This is a genomic window from Corynebacterium halotolerans (assembly GCF_050107895.1).
GTDB lineage: Bacteria > Actinomycetota > Actinomycetes > Mycobacteriales > Mycobacteriaceae > Corynebacterium > Corynebacterium halotolerans_B.
The window spans coordinates 1-683 of the sequence record NZ_JBNILW010000046.1 but is presented as its reverse complement, the minus strand read 5'-3'; the positions used below and the strand labels follow the sequence as shown (position 1 = coordinate 683).

1 protein-coding gene is annotated in these 683 nt (G+C 64.3%); it reads right to left on the bottom strand.

Annotation, left to right across the window (positions count from 1 at the left end):
* Positions 1 to 2: 2 nt before the first annotated feature.
* Positions 3 to 683 (bottom strand): ISL3 family transposase (locus ACQCVD_RS15475; protein ID WP_426824670.1); only part of this gene is annotated, 681 nt, incomplete at its 5' end.

The window sequence follows — 683 nt, the reverse complement described above, 5'->3', positions numbered from 1 at the left end:
ATCTAGAGTGCGTTGATCTTGGCCTGGAGTCCTCCCGAGTGGATCAGTGACCGCAATATGTAGTGGTTGAGATTCCGGAAGCCCAAGGCAATGCCGCGCAGGTGCTCGAGTCTGCCGTTGATCGCCTCAACTGGCCCGTTGGACGCGCTGGTGTCGAAGTAGGCGAGGATCTCGGCCCGGCGTTTCCACATCGTCCGGCCCAACTGGCCGAGCTCCCGGACCCCGGCGGGGAGACCTTTCCGGATCCGGCACATCACCTTGTACATCCAGCGCTTCCCGACCCGACGGTCGGGATGCTCGTAGGCTGCGATGATGTCCTGGTACGTCCAATGCGTGACATCTACAGCCGTGTGCTGTTCGTCGGCGAACACGGCATCCAGCGTCGCTTTCTGCTTGTCGGTCAGCAGTCCCATCCGGGTCAGCAGAATTCGCCGCACCCCGTACAAGGGGTCGCCTGTCCGGCCGCGATGCCCGCGGGTGTCCTGCTGGATCCGCTGCCGGGTCAGGGTCAGCTTGGCGGCTGCCAGGTGCACGACGTGGAACGGATCCATCACCTTCCGAGCCTTCGGTAGCTGCTCGGTGGTGGCGGTGTGGTAACCGGTGAACCCATCCATCGCCACGACCTTCACTCGGGCCCGGAAGGACTGGTCCCGGGCAGCGAGCCAGCGACGCAGCACCTCAGC